The sequence below is a fragment of the Myxococcales bacterium genome (assembly GCA_016706225.1).
GTDB lineage: Bacteria > Myxococcota_A > Polyangia > Polyangiales > Polyangiaceae > JADJKB01.
In genome coordinates, this window is record JADJKB010000003.1 from 499,388 (window position 1) to 515,139 (window position 15,752).

The following is a 15,752-nucleotide window of genomic DNA, read 5'->3' on the forward strand; positions in this document are numbered from 1 at the left end:
CATGCCGAGACTCTCTCTGATTGCCCTGCTCGCTTGCGCGCTCTCCGGCTGCGGTAGCTCGGGCAGCGGCGGCGGTAGCACCGGCGGCGCCGCAGGCGGGGGAGCGGCGGGCGGCGCGGGCGGAAGCGGCGGCACGGGCCTGGGCGGCAGCGCAGGCGCGGCCGGCACTGCGAGCGGGGGCGCGGCGGGCGGTGGCGGCACGGTTGCCCTCGGTTCGACCTTCGCGCCCGCCGAGAGCCTGGTGACGAATCAGACGAATTGCTTCCGCATCGCGCTGGCAGGCGGCCGCGTGTTCTGGGCCAGTCGCGGTGACAGCGCAGCGAGCGTGCCGGGCAGCCTCTCTTCGGTGCCGCTCGCTGGTGGCTCGCCGACTACGCATCACGAGGGGACGGTCGCTGCGGTCAAGCCGTTCGGGGCTCAGGTGCTATTCGCTGACCGCGCAACCGAGACGATCTACATCATGGAAGCTGACGGTACGAAGAAGACGACCTTCGTTGCGCCAGCGGGCCCGGTGATCGATCTCGCCCCGGGCGGCGAGTATCTGTGGTGGACAGCCGACGCGCCCGATTTCCAGCGCGCGTTGCTGACCGGCAGCGCGGCGCAGGTGCTGGCGGACTTGCCCTCCACGAATTTCTACTACTTGATCGGCACGGGCGCCTACGTCTTCGCCCTCGCTTCCACCGGTTCGGATCCCGCGCTGCGCCGAGTGAAGATCGGCGATCCGAATTTCGACGTCGTCGCTCCGACCGCGGCGTTGACGCAGCTCGCCGTGGATGCAACGTACGTGTACTTTGGCACGCCGAGCGGCGTTTCGCGCGTCGCGTTCGACTCTTCGTCCCCGGAAGCGCTGGCGACAGTCGATGGCCCAAACGCCATCGCCCTGGACCAGGACGCTTTGTACGTGACGACGGACGCCTCGAAGTCCTGCACTGCCGGCGGGGGCCAGGTCTTGCGCATCCCCTTCGATACCAAGACCGTCGAGGTGCTCGCGGACAAACAAGACTGCCCTTCGGGCATCGCCGTCGATGCCTCCGGTGTGTACTGGGTCAACGCCGGCAGCCGCACCGGCGGCCCCTTGAACGACCCGGGTACCGGCGCTTTGATGCGGGCGAAGCGTCTATGATACGCCGTGCCTCCCGCCCTGGCGGAACCGCGTCCCATGAGCGCCGAGCAACCCAAGAACAAACTCCACGGCATCACGCTCGAACGCATCGTGACCGAGCTCGTCGAGCACTACGGCTTTCCCGAGCTCGGCAACTTGGTCAACATCCGCTGCTTTCAAGCGGATCCGAGCGTAGCTTCGAGCCTCAAGTTCTTGCGCCGCACGCCGTGGGCGCGTGCCAAGGTCGAAGAGCTCTATCTGTTCATGCTGCGCGAGGCTGAACGCTCAGCGCGAGGCTGAACGCTCAAAACGCGCAGCAGAACCCGGCGGCTCCGTCGTCGGCGCAGCCCGCCGCGGCTGGGGCGCCCGGCGCGCACGAGTAGTCATGGGGCTGGCCCGCCTTGTTGGCGCAGACGTAGTCCGTCGACTTGAAGTGACTGCAGATGGGATCGGGACAACACCAATGCAGGTTGGCGAGGGTGCCCTTGGTGCCGAGCACGCAGCCGGTAGCCGGCGGGACCTTCGCGTAGTGCGGGCAATAGAACCCGTGGCCCGTGACGGAGCCCTCGGTGCACGCATCGGTGTAGCCGCAGTCGTCCGCGGCGCTGACCCCGGCAGGCGCACCAGCGCCGCCGCCGCCGGGCGACTTGCTCACGGAGCCGGAACCAAATCGCCGAGTGCCGCCCGCACCGCAACCGCCTGCGTGCGTACAGCCAGGGACTGCTCCATGTGAATGAAGCGCCCGCTCGCGCTCTTGGCGGCGAGCGTGCACGGCGTTAGCGAGCCGTTTCTGAAGCGACCCGCGACGTCCGTCTCCCCGCACAGCCGCACGACGACCGACGGCGCGCCTGGATAGCCGTTGCAGGTGGTCACGGTTTGCGCGGGGAGGCCTGCGGCCGCCAGCTTCTGCCCGAGCAGCTTCGCCAAAACTGCGACCGGCGCGTCCGCGGCAGTCGGCGCGCTAGTGCCGTCCGACAGGCTCACACCGACATCCGCCATGCCATGCACACCAATCACCAAGTCCGAAGGGAACGCCGCAGCGAGACCCTCGTGAGCGCTCTCGTAGAAGCTGTCCGCGACGTGGGCCATGTCACTCGTTCGGAACTTCTCGTCCGCGCCACCGCTACATGCCGTCGTCGTTCCCGCACAAGACGAGAACGCACTGTTCGCACAGCGGTGGGTCCCACTCGCGACGAGGGCGCGCGCGCCGAGCTCGGTGAACGCCTCGAAGGCCTGCGTCAGCGTCTTCGAATCAAACAGCGGATGGGGCGCTTCGAGCACGAGGGCGCGGGCGGGACCGGTGCGCAGCGCAAACACCGCAGCGCCTTCGCCTCCGCTCTGGGGTCGGTAGAGCGCAATCGCCGCATCTTCCCCCGCGCCGCGACAGAGCTTGTATCCCGCCTGACCCGCCTGACTCAGGGCCGCCGCACCATCGCCCGCCGCGAGGGACGCAACGGAGCTCGTGAGCGCTGCGCGTGCCGCCGGGCTGGGGGTGACGTAGCCGTTGCTCCCCGCAGCGGGAAACTGGATCTGGCCGGGATCGAAGGTTTCGGCTGGGCTGACTACACACGTCGGAAGAGCTGCCAGGGGATCCGAAGCCGCGCCCGCAGCACCGTCAGTCGCGGCGTCCGCGAGGCCAGCGCTTCCCCCCCCTGCCGCGGTCGCGCCAGAGCTACCACCAGCCCCCGCTGCATCGGGCCACGCTGCGTCCGAGCTGGAGACGCCCCCGCTGCTTGGCGCCGCGCCATCCGCATCGGACTGACACTGACACCCCGCCGAGAGGCCCACGACCGCGGCGAATCCGAGCGAGCTGACGAAGCGGAGCCCCACCGCCCGAGCATACGACGATCGGGCACTGCTTGCGTCTACGTCGCCAATGCAGCGAACCGGACTAAGCTGGGCGCTGATGCCCGTGACCAGAGCCAGAGTCACCGCGTGGGTCGTGGGCGCCGCGCTCGCCGCCGGTGCGCTGGCCGTGTTCAAACGCCCCGCCTCGCCCGAGCGCGAGAGCATGAGTCTGGTGGAACGGATCGCGGCGACCCTCGACGACAAACCGAGTGAAGCCCCGGCGAAGCGCGCCGCGCGGTTACGGCAGGAGCTCGCTCCTCTGCTCTCACCCGACGCGAGCTTCGACGTCAGTGGCGGCCCTTCCGCCCGCGGGCGCGACGAGGTCATCGCCCGCGCCATCGAGCTGGGCTTCGGGCACCGCCCGGCCATTCAGCTCAAAGAGCTGCGGGCCCAGAGCCTCGACCCGTCGCGAGTACGCATCACCTTCGAGGCGCTGGTCTCGGATTCGCAAGCAGGGGATCTGCACGCCGCTCCCCGCCACGGTGAGGTCGAGGTCGAGCACGGCAGCGGCGGTTATCTGCTGCGTCGCCTGACCCTCGACGCCGAGTCGCGGGCTGAGCCCGAGCCGCGCCCCTGAACGGGTGAAAGCGCGTGCGCACCGGGCTCCGCGCGAGCGCGCAAGGCTTTCCGCCCCGAGCCGCTTGCCGCCGCTCGAACCCTGATCTACTCGCCTTGTCCCCCAATGAAGATCCACGAGTATCAAGGCAAGCAGATCTTCGCGAAGTACGGCATTCCGGTCCCGAAGGGCTACCCGGCCTTCAGCACCGAAGAGGCCGAGACCGTCGCGAAAAAATTGATCGACGAGACCGGCGTGCCGGTGGTCGTCGTCAAGGCGCAGATCCACGCGGGTGGGCGCGGCAAGGGCGGCGGCGTCAAGGTCGTGAAGGACGGACCGAAGAAGGTCCGCGAGGTGGCCGATTCACTGCTCGGCATGCAGCTGGTCACACACCAGACCGGTCCGGGCGGACAGAAGGTGCGTCGCCTCTACATCGAGCAAGGGCTCGACATTGCCCGGGAGCTCTACCTGGGCCTGGTCGTGGACCGCGAGAAGAAGCGGATCGCGATCATGGCCAGCACCGAGGGCGGCGTGGAAATCGAGAAGGTCGCCGCGGAGACGCCGGAGAAGATCCTGACCGAGCACATCGATCCCGTGCTCGGCCTGGGCGCGTGGCAGGGTCGCAAGCTCGCCTTCGGCCTCGGGCTCGGTGAGGGCAGCCCGAAACCCAAGGAGACCATCAAGCAGTTCGGGGACATCCTGGCCAAGCTCGGTCGCCTGTTCGACCAGGAAGACTGCTCGCTGCTCGAGATCAACCCGCTCATCGTCACCAAGACCGGAGACGTGGTGGCGCTCGACTCGAAGATCAACTTCGACAGCAACGCCGAGGGCCGCCACAAGGAGTGGGAGGCGCTCGAGGACCGGGACGAAGAGGACGCCATCGAGCTCGAGGCCAAGGAGGCCGGACTCTCCTACATCAACCTCGACGGCGACATCGGTTGCCTGGTCAACGGCGCTGGGCTTGCCATGTCCACCATGGACATCATCAAACACTTCGGCGGTGAGCCCGCGAACTTCCTGGACGTCGGCGGCGGCGCCACCAAGGAGCAGGTCACCAAGGCCTTGAAGATCATCCTGCACGGCGACGAAGCGAAAGGCATCTTCGTCAACATCTTCGGCGGCATCATGAGGTGCGACGTCATCGCCGAGGGTGTCGTGGCGGCGGCCAAGGAAATCGGCCTGAGCGTGCCGTGTGTGGTGCGGCTCGAGGGCACCAACGTCGAGCTCGGCAAGAAGATCCTCTCCGAGAGCGGGCTCGCTCTCGTCCCCGCCACCACGATGGCGGACGGCGCGAAGAAAATCGTAGACCTGGTGCGCGGCGCCTGAGGAAAGCAGACCAATGTCCATTCTCGTCAACAAGAACACCCGCGTCGTCGTCCAGGGCATCACCGGCTCCGCCGGCTCCTTCCACGCCAAACAGTGCATCGCCTACGGCACGCAGGTCGTCGCCGGCTGCACGCCCGGTCGCGGCGGTGAGACCTTCGAGGCCATCGGCCCCGACGGCAAGACCGTCAAGATCCCGGTCTTCGACACCATGGCCGAGGTGGTGAAACAGACCGGCGCCGATGCCTCGTGCATCTTCGTCCCGGCGCTCGGCGCAGCCGACGCCATTCTCGAGGCCGCAGACGCTGGCTGCCGCTTGGTGATCGCCATCACCGAGGGCATCCCGGTGATGGACATGGTCCGGGCTCGCCGGGCTCTCGAAGGCAAGAACGTTCGACTGGTCGGACCAAACTGCCCCGGGGTCATCACCCCCGGCGAGTGCAAGATCGGCATCATGCCGGGTCACATCCACAAACCCGGCAAGATCGGCGTCGTCAGCCGCTCCGGCACCCTCACCTACGAAGCCGTGGGCCAGCTGACGGCCCTCGGCATCGGTCAGAGCACCTGCGTGGGCATCGGCGGAGATCCCGTGAACGGCACCGACTTCATCGACGTGCTCAAGCTGTTCAACGAAGATCCAAACACCGAGGGTGTGATCATGATCGGTGAAATCGGCGGCGCGGCCGAGGAGCGCGCGGCCGAGTACATCAAGGCGCACTTCAAGAAGCCGGTCGCCGGATTCATCGCCGGCACCACCGCCCCCCCCGGCAAACGCATGGGTCACGCCGGCGCCATCATCAGCGGCGGCAAGGGCACCGCCAAGGACAAGATCGCCGCGCTCACCGCCGCCGGTGTGAAGGTCGCCCCGACGCCCAGCGACATGGGGACCACGCTGAAGAGCATGCTGTAGGCGCGGGCCGTCGAGCGCTACGCGAACGGCACCATCTCGTCCCAACCGCGTAGGTCGGGGTACTCGCGCCACGGACCTTCGCACTGCTCCCGGGCGGAGCACGCCTGGCACGGGGGTCCGTGTGATTTGCCTTCGTGCACCCGCCACTCGGAGTAGTCGCGCCGACCCTCGAGATCGCTGACCGTGGTCAACGGGATCGTCGACTCGGCGGCGAGCTCCTGCATGCCGCGGAGGAAACACAAAGGGACCGCCTCGGTGCGCAGGCTCACCCTGCGTTCGATGGCGACCAAGCGCGCCGCCCCGAGCGGGACGACCAGATCGGAGAACAGCGGCACGACCTCGTCGAACCGCTCGAACGCCGTGCCCACCGGGTGTACGAACGCCAGCTGCGCCCGTGTGACGCCGAATGACGCGAGCAGCGCCACGAGCTCCGGCAGAGTGCCGACGTTGTGCCGAGTGATCACGCTGTTGGTGAGGACCGGAAGCCCAGCACTGATCGCGTTCGTGATCCCCGTACAGGTCTCGTCGAAGCTGCCGGCCGCCCGCGTGAGGCTCTCATGCACCTCCGCGGTCGCACCGTGCAACGACGGCGCGATCTCGGTCACGCCCGCGTCGATCAACGCCTGGAGCACGCGCGGGTAAGCGAGCATGCGCCCGTTGGTCTGGAGCTGAACCCGCGAGAACCCGAGCTTTCGTGCCACGCGAACCAGCGGCACCAGGCGTTTGTAGAGCGTCGGCTCGCCGCCGGTCAGGACGACCCCCCTGGCGTCCGGCCTGGCCAACGCCAGCTCCGCGAGCAATCGCTCGGCAGGTCGCGCCTCACACTCCGTCCGCTTGTCGCCCTGGGCGCAGAATAGACAACGGTTGTTGCAGGCGAAGCCGAGCTTCAGATCCAGACGTCGCTCACCCTGCGCCACCCGCCGAAAGCTAGCAAATCATGTGGCCGGGGACATGACGCCGAGCATCTCGACAGCTACGCTGTGACAGATGCAGCTCCTGAAGCTCGGGATCCGCCCCAAACGACCGGGCAAGCTGATGCCAGTGCGCCACCGCAGCGTGGGCGGTGAAGTGCTCCTGACCACCGCCTTCGGCGATTGGGTGTTCGTGAGTGAAGCCGAACGAGACCAGTTGTTCCGCGGTGAGCTCAGCGAAGGCTCGGCCCTCGAAGCCCGCCTGCGCGAGCGGGGTTTCCTCGCCGACCACGTGGACCCTGCCACCCTCGCTGCGCGCATGCGGCGCAAGAAGGCGTTCCTGCGCTACGGCCCGAATCTTCACGTGCTGGTGGTGACCCTGCGCTGCAACGAGACGTGTGTGTATTGCCACGCCAGCCGCGCTGCCATGGACCGCGTCGACACCGACATGTCGCGCGAGACGGCAGAGAAATGCGTGGACCTGGCCCTGCGCTCGACGGCGCCGCGCATCACCATCGAATTCCAGGGCGGTGAACCCCTCGCCAACTTCCCGGTGGTCGAACACGCCATCGAGTATGCGCTCGCAAAGAACCGCGCCTACGGCAAGGAGCTCGAGTTCACGATGGTCTCGAACCTCTCGCTGATGACCGACGAGCGGCTCGACTACCTGGTGGGCAAGAAGGTCCAGATCTGCACCAGCATCGACGGCCCGCCGACCCTGCACGACAAACAGCGGGTCCTGGCCGGAGGCAGCGCGTTTGCCCAAGCCTCGGGCTGGATCCGCAAGCTCAACCAGCGCTATGGAGACATGGGACTCGACCCGACGCTCTACCACGTCGAGGCGCTGATCACGGTGACGCGGGCGGCGCTGGACTATCCCCGGGAGATCGTCGACACCTACCTCGAGCTCGGCTGTCGCGCGCTCTTCATGCGTCCCCTCGATCCCTTCGGCTTCGCCAGCGAGACCGGGCACAAGATCGAGTACGAGCGCCGCAGCTACCTCGATTTCTACCGCGAGGCGGTCGACTACATGCTGGAGAAGAACGCCGCGGGCGCCGAGATCCTCGAGCGCTACGCCGCCATCTTCTTGACGAAGATCCTGACGGAGGACGACCCGAACTTCCTCGATATTCGCTCACCCTGCGGCGCCGGCATCGGGCAGCTCGCATACAACTACGACGGCCGCATGTTCACCTGCGACGAGGGGCGCATGCTGCACGAGATGGGGGACGACCTGTTTCGACTCGGCCACGTCGACGAGACGAAGTACCGCGAGCTCATGACTCACGAGACGGTGCGCTCGATCATGGCGGCGTCCAACCTCGACACCCAACCGGACTGCGTCAGCTGCACCTACGCGGCGTACTGTGGCATCTGTCCGGTGCACAACTACGAGACTCAGGGCTCGCTGCACGGGCGCATGCGCGAGAGTGATTGGTGCGCCGTTCACAAGGGCATCCAGGACTACCTCTTCGACAAACTGAGGCAGAACGACCCGGCAGTGGTCTCGACCCTCGAGCGCTGGACTACGTCGCGAGAGCGATCCCATTTCCTCCAGCAGTGCGCGGTGAGCTGAGCGCCAGGACGCGCATCCCAGCCGGACCCGGGCTGAGTCGGCGAGGCGAGCGCCCAGGCTGAAAATCGGGCGAGCCCGCCCGCCCCTGGCACTGGCCGGGTGCGCAGGGCGCACAGTTCTCTGTTGATCGAAACGGCCCCATGCCGTAAGAGCCCCCGCCAAGCGGGCGGGACAAACCCAAGAAATTGTTGGAGTAGCCATGGCGAGTCAGCGAACGCTCTGCATCATCAAGCCGGACGCCGTCGAGAAGCGGGTCCAGGGGCACATCGTCCAGCGTCTGCTCGACGAGGGCTTCAAGGTCGTCGCCCTGCGGCAGACCCACCTGAGCCGCGGCCAGGCCGAGGGGTTCTACGCGGTCCACCGCGAGCGGCCGTTCTTCGACGAGCTGTGCACCTTCATGACCCGGGGTCCCGTGGTCGTCGTCGCCCTCGAGCGGGACAACGCCGTGCAACACTATCGTGACGTCATCGGCGCGACGGATCCAGCGAAGGCTGCCGCGGGCACCGTGCGCAAGCTCTACGGCTCGAACGTTGGCGAAAACGCGGTCCATGGGTCCGACTCCGAGGAGAACGGTCTCAAGGAGTGCGGTTACTTTTCCCTGGCCACGACTTGCTCTGAGCCCAACACTTCCGCCCAATGGCGAGTGGTAGGCCCGAGGACGGCGCGCAAGACGAAGCAGCGCAGCTGGAAGCAGCGCGCGGGCGTCTGCGCGATGCCATGGGCAGCGTGCGCAACCTGTCGCAGCTGCTGCAGAGCGTGCGCGTAGGCCCGCGAGCCATCGAGAGTGTGCTCCCGGACGTGCACGCCTCGTGCGAGGTCATCAACGCCAGCACGCGCAGCCTGATCGAGACGATTGCCGCTCGGCTGCCCGACCGCGGCGCAACGGACGAGCTCCTGGCGTTCATGGTGCCCCGTGCCACCGAGCTCGAGCGTGAGCTCTCCTCGGCAATTGGAAAATCGATCAACGCAAAGCTGCGGCTCGGGCTCGAGCGGGCCGTCCTTCGATTATCCGGTGAGCTCGATGCCGGACGCTCGTTGCTCGACACCTTGAACGAAGCAGTCCAAGGCGGTCTGTTGCGAGCGGGCCTCGGCTCGCTGCTCGAGGGGTCGAGACAAACTCGCGGCGACGAAGGCCGGGTCGAGGTCCGTGTCCCTTCCAGGCTCGAGTCCGAGGTGCTGGTCAATCCCCGCCTGTTCGTCGTGCTCTTGGGCTTCGGCGCGGGATTGGTCCAGGGCGCGAGCGGCGCTGCCGCAGGCATGACGGTGGAGGCCGCGGGAAACAGCCGGACGTTGACCGTGATGCGGACGACCGCCGCGGGCCCGACCGTGTCTCTGCCGACTCTTCCGCTGATCGCGCCCACCCTGGCCTGCGCCCGAGCGGCCGCGCGCGCCTCCCGCGCCGAGCTCGCGTGGGACGAAGCGGCCGCGCGCTTCACGCTCTCCCTCAGTGCTTGAAGCGACCTGCGCGAGTTTACGGATTTCGTTCTAGCCGCGAGTAAATCGCGCTATGTCCTCGTTTCCGTGGAAGCTTCAGAAGTACGAACGCTGGTCGAGGCCGCCTTCGAGGATCGAGAGCTGCTCAGCCAGCCGCGCCACCGGGCCGCAGTGCACGAGGCCGTCGCGCTGCTCGACAGTGGCAAGATCCGCGTGGCGACCCAGCGCGCCGTAGGCGACTGGGAGACCCACGCTTGGGTCAAACAAGCCGTGCTGCTCTACTTCTCGGTGTCAGAGATGCGGCGCCTGCAAGCCGGCCCCATCGAGTTCTTCGACAAGATCCCGCTCAAGCGCGGGCTCGAAGCCGCCGGTGTTCGAGTCGTCCCGCCAGGCACGGTTCGCTACGGCGCCTTCGTCGAGGCCGGCGCCATCATCATGCCGGGCTACGTGAACATCGGTGCGTGGGTGGGTGCCGGGACAATGGTCGACACCTGGGCGACGGTCGGGTCGTGCGCGCAGATCGGCAAGAACTGTCACCTCTCGGGCGGGGTCGGCATTGGTGGCGTGCTCGAACCGCCGGGTGCGCAGCCCGTCATCGTCGAGGACGGCTGTTTCGTCGGCTCGCGCGCCATCATCGTCGAGGGGGTGCTGGTCGAGAGCGAGGCCGTGATCGGCGCTGGTGTGACGCTCACTGCTTCGACGGCCATCCTGGACGTCACCGGGGCCGAGCCGGTCGAGCACCGCGGCCGAGTCCCGGCCCGCAGCGTGGTGATCCCGGGGATGCGCCCGAAGAAGTTCCCGGCCGGAGAGTACATGGTCCCCTGCGCGCTGATCATCGGAGAGCGCAAGGCCAGCACGGACAAAAAGACCAGCTTGAACAGCGCTCTCCGAGAGTTCAACGTTCCGGTGTAATGCAGCTCGAAGACACGCTGCTGTGGCTGTGCGAGATCCCGTCGCTCATCGGCGAGGAGCGCCTCTTGTGCGACACGCTGGCGGAGCGGCTGTCGAAGCTCGAGCTTGGGGCACCGATTCGACGCTTCGGCGACTCACTCGTCGTGCCGCTGACGCGCGGCACGGGTGGGCCGAGGGTGGCGTTGGTCGGTCACCTCGACGTGGTGCCGACCGAGCACGACCGACCACCCCGCATCGAGGGGGAGCGTCTCTACGGGCCCGGCGCGGCCGACATGAAGAGCGGCCTCACGCTGATGCTCGACCTCGCGGAACGCGCCGAGCGACCCGGAGTCGATCTCACGCTCGTGTTCTACGCGCGCGAAGAGGGACCGTACGCGGAGAACGAGCTGGGAGTGGTCTTGGCCGAGGACCCCGAGCTCGCTCAGGTCGAGTTCGCCATCGCCCTCGAACCGAGCGACAACAAACTGCAGCTCGGCTGCAGCGGCTCGGTGCACGCCAGGGCGCACTTCCGGGGGAAGACCGCCCACTCCGCGCGCCCCTGGCAGGGTGAGAACGCCATTCACAAGGCCGCCGCGCTGCTCACGCGCCTGTCCGCGCTCGAGCCTCAGCGTGTGCTCATCGACGGGCTCGAGTGGTCCCATGTCACGAGCGCCACGATGGCCAGCGGAGGTCGCGGCCGCAACGTGATCCCCGATCGTTTCGAGCTGAACCTGAATCGGCGTTTCGGTCCCGATCGCGGGCTCGAACAGGTTCAGGATGAGATGCTGGAGCTCGTCGCGGGAGAGGCCGAGCTCGAGTTCATCGATCTCTCGCCCGCCGCGCCGCCGAATCGCCATCACCCGCTGGTCGAGGCGTTGGCCGTCAGCGGGGTGGCCGCCATCGAACCCAAACAGGCGTGGACCGACGTCGCGCGGTTCGCTCAGATCGGCGTGCCCGCGGTGAATTTCGGCCCGGGTACCCAGGCGCAGGCGCACCAGAAGAACGAGTGGACGCTGATTTCGGGACTGGCGGAGGGTCAGCGCATCCTGTCGAGCTGGCTCTCGCGCATCGAGGCACGATGAACGACAAGGCGAGCCGACAGCGCTCGACCTTGCGCTACCTCGCGGACGGCACCGAGCGGACCATCGCCGATGCGGTGGTGGTGGAAGAACCCCTCGAGATCCGCATCGCCGGGGACACGCTGGCCATCACCATGCGCACGCCCGGCCACGATAGAGAGCTGGCCGCAGGCCTTCTGCTCTCGGAGGGCATCATCGGCTCGGCCGCAGATCTCGGCGGCCTGGGTCACTGTGGGCGCCCCGGAGACGAGGGCTACGGCAACACCCTCGAGGTGACTCCGGCACCGGGCAACGTGATCGACGTCGAACGGCTCGCCCTCGCACGGCGCGGCAGTCTCGTGAGCACGAGCTGCGGGGTCTGTGGTCGGCGCAGCATCGACGACCTGATCGGAGAGCGCTTGCCGCTGGCTGACGAGGTGCGCGTGCGTCGCGCCGTCATCCAGACCCTAACGGCGAGCCTGCGCGCCGAGCAGCCGGTGTTTTCCAAGACCGGTGGGCTTCACGCGGCGGGCGCGGCAGATCTCGAGGGCAAGCTCAGCGTGGTACGAGAAGACGTCGGTCGCCACAACGCGGTGGACAAGGTCATCGGACGCCTGCTGCTCGACGGCGCCCTGCCGGCCCAGGAAAAGCTCTTGATCGTCTCGGGGCGGACCAGCTTCGAGATCGTGCAGAAGGCGTTCGTCTCGGGTTTCCCGGTCGTCGTCGCGGTGTCCGCGCCCACCTCCCTCGCCATCGACACAGCGATTCGCGCGGGCATGACCCTGATCGGATTTTCCAGGGACGGCGCGTTCAACGTCTACGCCGGCAGTCAGCGGCTGGAAGACTGACGCGCGCCGTAGAGCGCTGAGAGCCGGCGGCGACTCGAAGGATGCTACTCTGCTCGGCATGCGTGTGTGGTTCTCCGGCCTCGTGTGCGCGAGCCTCGGGCTCGCGATCGCTTGCGGTGATTCCGACTCCGGGGGCGGCGACGGAGGCACATCCGGGACGGGTGGAGGCACCGGCTCGAGCGGTGGCACCGGCTCGAGCGGCGGAACTTCCGGCGCCGGCGGCGGGGGCGGCGCGGGCCTCGCAAGCGGCGGGTCGAGCGGAGACGCGGGCGGTGATGCGCCGATCTGTCCGGCAGCACCCGTGGAGCACAGCTTCACGGCCCTTGGACCGAAGGAGAATCTGCTCAATCCCGCGCGCGGATTCCACGACTTCATCGACCTCGGCTCCACCGACGATTTCCTGAACGTGCGTAAATCCGGGCGCACCCTGGCCTATGCCGGGGTCTCCCTGATCGACTACGTCGACGCGGCGCTGCCCGCCTCGTTCGTCGCGGCTTTGAGCGCGGGTCTGGATCGAGTGCGCGCGGCTCGCATCAAGGTGGTGCTGCGCTTTGTGTATCGCGAGGAGTTCACCGATCCGAACGACGCCAAGCTGTCGCGCATCCTCGAGCACATCCAGACACTGGCGCCACTGATCCAGAAACACGCCGACGTGGTCATGCTGCTCGAGGCCGGCTTCATCGGCCCCTGGGGAGAGTGGCACTCGAGCACCAATGGGCTCGACACCAACCTCGGCGCCAAGAAATCCGTGCTCGACGCGCTGCTCGCGGTCGTGCCGCAAGAGATGCCGGTGCTCGTCCGGCGCTGGAGCTTCAAACAAGAGTACGCCGGGGGGCCCGCCACCGAAGCGCAGGCGTTCGGCCCCACCGCGGTGGCTCGGGTCGGGCACCACAACGACTGTTTCCTGTCGAGCGCCGACGATGTCGGCACCTACCCGACCGGAAAGATGGACGCGTGGAAGGCGCTGATCGCCGAGGACACCCGCTTCGTGCCCGCGGGCGGCGAGACCTGCGCCGACTACCCAGCTCGCACGACCTGCGCGGTCGCCGTGCCGGAAATGGCGCAACTGCACTGGTCGTTCCTCAACGCCGTGTACCACCCGGGCGCGCTCGCTCGGTTCAAGAACGAGGGCTGTTACGACGAGATCGCCGCCCGCCTCGGTTATCGGTTGGTGCTCGAACAGGCGACGTTCCCCGAGCAGGCCCAGCCCGGCTGTGGACTCTCCCTTTCATTGAAGCTTCGGAACGACGGCTTCGCCCCGCCCTACTCTGCGAAGGAGCTCGTGTTCGTGCTCGATGGGCCGACACACTTCGAGGCAGCGCTGCCGAGCGAGCCCCGACGCTGGGAGCCCGGCGCGCACAGCCTCGACACCAGTGTGTCCCTGCCGGCGAACCTGCCCGCCGGTAGTTATCAGGTCGCGTTGTGGTTGCCCGACCCGTCGGCTTCGCTGCGCGCTATCCCCGAGTACGCGGTCCAGTTCGCGAACACCGCGGGCTGGGACGCAAAGACCGGGTTGAACGTGCTCGGCTCACTCACGGTCGGCCCCTGACGGGTCGACCCGAGTGCGGCCCGTCCGGGCAGAGGGAAGGCGTGCCTGGCCGCCCGTCAGGCGGGGGTGTAAGGCTGGGGCGGGAGCCCCGTTCTTTCTGGCGTCGGTAGCGAAAAGCGGGAGACGACAAATGCGAAAAGCAACGATTCTGGGAGTATTTGCGCTGGGTCTGGCGGCTGTGGGTTGTGGAGCTGGCGGGGCCCACGCACCGGCGTCGCCGGGTGGCAGCTACGAGAGCGCGTCGGCGCCCGCCTCACAGCCGGGTGGCTACGGTGGACCCGCAGCCGAGTCCGCCCCCTCCCCCGCAGCGGCGGGCGAAGCGGAGAAGTCGGCCGACGTCGCCGGCCGCGAACGTCCAGGACTCGGTACCGAGTGGGGTGAGAATCGCGAGAGCCGCGTGTCGACCTCGGCCTTCTTCCGCGACCGCCCGGACCAGCCGTTCGACGTCGTGAAGATGTTCTACAACGACAACGAGGGTGTGCGCGCCATGGCACGACGCGCGGGCGTCAGCGACTTCAGCGACAGCTCGGGCCGCGCAACGCGCGGTGCGATCACAGTGCGCCTGCTCGACGGCAGCGGCCGGCCCCTCGAAGGCTTCAGCTCGAGCGGAAACACCTACGTCATTGGTGGCCACGGGCAGCGTTACATCATTCAGATCAAGAACAACACCGGCGTCCGCTTCGAGGCGGTGACCACGGTCGATGGGCTCGACGTCATCAACGGTCGCTCGGGTTCGTTCTCGAATCGCGGTTACATCGTGAACGGCTTCTCGACCGTCGAGATCGACGGCTGGCGCCGCAGCTCGGACACCGTCGCTTCGTTCCGCTTCGGTCGCGTCTCCGACTCGTACGCTGGCAAGAAGGGTGACGACCGCAACGTCGGTGTCATTGGTGTGGCGCTCTTCGAGGAGCGCGGTGCGACCTTCTCGTGGACCCAAGAGGAAGTGGACAAGCGCCACGGCGCCGACCCCTTCCCCGGCAAGTTCGCCGCGCCGCCCCCCGGCAACTTCTGAATCTTCCCTGTCCCTGCTCCCCGGCACGGCGGGTCCCGACGAGGGGCCCGCCGTTTTTCATTGGCGGCTTGCGGGAGGTCGGCGCGCGCCCGATGCTCTGACGTGACCATGACGAGCGACCGATTCATACGCGCGGTGCGGGAGCTGGACCGCCAGAACTCGGGGGATCCGAGCCGGGTACTCGTCGGCGGGAAGCCGATCCCCCGCGAGCTCGCGAAGGCGGACTGGCTGTCGGGCTGGATCTCGAGGCTCGAGCCGGCGCCGAGTGAGGCGCTCCGATTAACGGCACGCTGCCAGCACCTGCGCCGCTTCGAGCTGAAGCGCAGCGAGTTCCCCGATGGTCGTGCCGGGTACCACGCCTGGCGCAAGCACATGGCGGCGTTTCATGCCGACGAGGCTGCGAAGGTGCTGTCGAGTGCAGGTTACGACGACGAGACAATTTCGGAGGTGCGCCGCATCGTGCAAAAACAGGGGCTGGGAGCTCACGCCGACGTACAGACGATGGAAGATGCGCTCTGCCTCTCGTTCATCGAGCACGACCTGGCCGACTTCGGCAGCGGGCAGAGCGAAGAGAAGCTGCTGGGGATCCTGCGCGAAACCTGGCGCAAGATGAGCCCCCGCGGGCGGGAGTTGGCGGGCACCTTGGCCGAGGAGCTGCCCGATGAGGTACGCGCGCTGCTGAAGCGCGCGCTCGCGCCGTCGGAGTGAGTACGCGATCCGTCCTCGACACCAAT

Annotated in this window: 17 protein-coding genes; 14 read left to right on the forward strand and 3 right to left on the reverse strand. The window is 67.6% G+C overall.

Annotated features, from left to right (window positions below; all coding sequences use genetic code 11):
- Window position 1: 1 nt before the first annotated feature.
- Window positions 2-1,123 carry a hypothetical protein gene (locus IPI67_03985; protein MBK7579346.1) on the forward strand — a complete coding sequence of 374 codons (1,122 nt, stop codon included), beginning with the start codon at window positions 2-4 and terminating at the stop codon, window positions 1,121-1,123.
- 36 nt (window positions 1,124-1,159) lie between these two features.
- Entirely contained in the window at window positions 1,160-1,402 is a 243-nt protein-coding gene (locus IPI67_03990; GenBank protein MBK7579347.1) for a DUF2132 domain-containing protein, read from the forward strand.
- Between the two features lie 4 nt (window positions 1,403-1,406).
- On the opposite strand, the gene IPI67_03995 is transcribed toward IPI67_03990, so the two are convergent.
- Together IPI67_03995 and IPI67_04000 are read right to left on the reverse strand one after the other, a co-directional pair.
- Window positions 1,407-1,757, reverse strand: a complete 351-nt coding sequence (locus IPI67_03995) for a hypothetical protein (protein MBK7579348.1) — start codon at window positions 1,755-1,757, stop codon at window positions 1,407-1,409.
- The gene (locus IPI67_04000; protein MBK7579349.1) at window positions 1,754-2,932 is read right to left on the reverse strand and encodes a hypothetical protein; all 1,179 of its coding nucleotides are present in this window, start codon (window positions 2,930-2,932) and stop codon (window positions 1,754-1,756) included. Before IPI67_04000 ends, IPI67_03995 begins: the two co-directional genes overlap by 4 nt.
- A 76-nt stretch (window positions 2,933-3,008) precedes the next feature.
- Between IPI67_04000 and IPI67_04005 the strand changes: the two genes are divergently transcribed.
- The 3 genes from IPI67_04005 to sucD all read left to right on the forward strand — a co-directional run bounded on the left by IPI67_04005 (window position 3,009) and on the right by sucD (window position 5,739).
- On the forward strand, window positions 3,009-3,527 hold the full coding sequence (locus IPI67_04005; GenBank protein ID MBK7579350.1) for a hypothetical protein: 519 nt from the start codon (window positions 3,009-3,011) through the stop codon (window positions 3,525-3,527).
- Window positions 3,528-3,632: 105 nt separating this feature from the next.
- Window positions 3,633-4,832, forward strand: a complete 1,200-nt coding sequence (gene sucC, locus IPI67_04010; protein ID MBK7579351.1) for an ADP-forming succinate--CoA ligase subunit beta — start codon at window positions 3,633-3,635, stop codon at window positions 4,830-4,832.
- A gap of 13 nt (window positions 4,833-4,845) precedes the next feature.
- The gene (gene sucD, locus IPI67_04015) at window positions 4,846-5,739 is read left to right on the forward strand and encodes a succinate--CoA ligase subunit alpha (GenBank protein MBK7579352.1); all 894 of its coding nucleotides are present in this window, start codon (window positions 4,846-4,848) and stop codon (window positions 5,737-5,739) included.
- A 17-nt stretch (window positions 5,740-5,756) separates the two neighbouring features.
- On the opposite strand, the gene IPI67_04020 is transcribed toward sucD, so the two are convergent.
- The gene (locus IPI67_04020) at window positions 5,757-6,656 is read right to left on the reverse strand and encodes a radical SAM protein (protein MBK7579353.1); all 900 of its coding nucleotides are present in this window, start codon (window positions 6,654-6,656) and stop codon (window positions 5,757-5,759) included.
- A 70-nt stretch (window positions 6,657-6,726) separates the two neighbouring features.
- On the opposite strand from IPI67_04020, the gene hxsB reads away from it, so the two are divergent.
- The 9 genes from hxsB (at window position 6,727) to IPI67_04065 (ending at window position 15,726) form a co-directional block, all read left to right on the forward strand.
- The gene (hxsB, locus tag IPI67_04025) at window positions 6,727-8,226 is read left to right on the forward strand and encodes a His-Xaa-Ser system radical SAM maturase HxsB (GenBank protein ID MBK7579354.1); all 1,500 of its coding nucleotides are present in this window, start codon (window positions 6,727-6,729) and stop codon (window positions 8,224-8,226) included.
- A gap of 199 nt (window positions 8,227-8,425) precedes the next feature.
- A complete protein-coding gene (ndk, locus tag IPI67_04030) occupies window positions 8,426-8,992 on the forward strand; it encodes a nucleoside-diphosphate kinase (protein ID MBK7579355.1) in 567 nt (188 codons plus the stop codon).
- Complete coding sequence (locus IPI67_04035; GenBank protein MBK7579356.1) at window positions 8,944-9,681, forward strand: hypothetical protein; 738 nt, start codon at window positions 8,944-8,946, stop codon at window positions 9,679-9,681. Before ndk ends, IPI67_04035 begins: the two co-directional genes overlap by 49 nt.
- A gap of 66 nt (window positions 9,682-9,747) precedes the next feature.
- The gene (locus tag IPI67_04040; GenBank protein MBK7579357.1) at window positions 9,748-10,572 is read left to right on the forward strand and encodes a 2,3,4,5-tetrahydropyridine-2,6-dicarboxylate N-succinyltransferase; all 825 of its coding nucleotides are present in this window, start codon (window positions 9,748-9,750) and stop codon (window positions 10,570-10,572) included.
- Complete coding sequence (locus tag IPI67_04045) at window positions 10,572-11,633, forward strand: succinyl-diaminopimelate desuccinylase (GenBank protein MBK7579358.1); 1,062 nt, start codon at window positions 10,572-10,574, stop codon at window positions 11,631-11,633. The genes IPI67_04040 and IPI67_04045 overlap by 1 nt, the downstream gene beginning before the upstream one ends.
- Window positions 11,630-12,457 (forward strand): formate dehydrogenase accessory sulfurtransferase FdhD, encoded by an 828-nt coding sequence (gene fdhD / locus IPI67_04050; GenBank protein ID MBK7579359.1) that lies wholly within the window; start codon window positions 11,630-11,632, stop codon window positions 12,455-12,457. Before IPI67_04045 ends, fdhD begins: the two co-directional genes overlap by 4 nt.
- Window positions 12,458-12,515: 58 nt before the next feature.
- Window positions 12,516-14,006, forward strand: a complete 1,491-nt coding sequence (locus tag IPI67_04055) for a DUF4832 domain-containing protein (GenBank protein ID MBK7579360.1) — start codon at window positions 12,516-12,518, stop codon at window positions 14,004-14,006.
- Window positions 14,007-14,136: 130 nt separating this feature from the next.
- Window positions 14,137-15,018, forward strand: coding sequence for a hypothetical protein (locus IPI67_04060; GenBank protein MBK7579361.1), 882 nt, complete (start codon window positions 14,137-14,139; stop codon window positions 15,016-15,018).
- Between the two features lie 108 nt (window positions 15,019-15,126).
- The gene (locus IPI67_04065) at window positions 15,127-15,726 is read left to right on the forward strand and encodes a DUF4202 domain-containing protein (protein MBK7579362.1); all 600 of its coding nucleotides are present in this window, start codon (window positions 15,127-15,129) and stop codon (window positions 15,724-15,726) included.
- Window positions 15,727-15,752 lie beyond the last annotated feature (26 nt).